At 66.7% G+C, this 514-nt stretch carries 1 protein-coding gene; it reads left to right on the plus strand.

Annotation, left to right across the window (positions count from 1 at the left end; genetic code table 11):
- On the plus strand, positions 1–284 hold a 284-nt coding region (locus Ato02nite_RS51135), incomplete at its 5' end, for a hypothetical protein (RefSeq protein ID WP_213013992.1).
- Positions 285–514 lie beyond the last annotated feature (230 nt).

Genomic DNA, 514 nt, shown 5'->3' on the forward strand with positions numbered 1-514 from the left:
GATACGGCCCGTTCACCGAGCCGTATCGGCGGGCTGGGTCAGGCGGCGAGGAAGGTGGTCACGTCCGCGACGAAGGTCTTGGCGTGCTGGAACATCAGGGCGTGCCCGGCGTCGCCGTAGATGATCAAGGTGTCCGCGGCGAGGTGCTGCTGTCGGAGGTCCGGGACGGCGCGATGTGGCGCAGCACGCCGATGCCCGTGGATGCACCCGTCACGAGCATCCCCGGCCGTGTCGCTGTCATCGTCGGCTCCCTCGTCGTTTGTATTACGCTCATACGACCATAGGGCGGGAGGAGGTGGTGGGCAATAGGTTGGGAAAGTTTAAATTACGGTCGTACGCTCAATGTGCCCGGAGGTGGCGACCAGCCGCCGGCCGGACGAGTGAAGGAGCGTGCGCGGGTGCGATACGGACGAGAACACAAGCAGGAGACGCGGCGGCGCATCATCGAGGCGGCCGGCCGCCGATTCAAGGCCGACGGCATCGACGGCTCGGGGATCGCCGCGCTGATGGCCGA

Origin of the sequence: Paractinoplanes toevensis, assembly GCF_018332695.1 — a bacterium.
In the GTDB taxonomy this organism is placed as follows: Bacteria; Actinomycetota; Actinomycetes; order Mycobacteriales; family Micromonosporaceae; genus Actinoplanes; species Actinoplanes toevensis.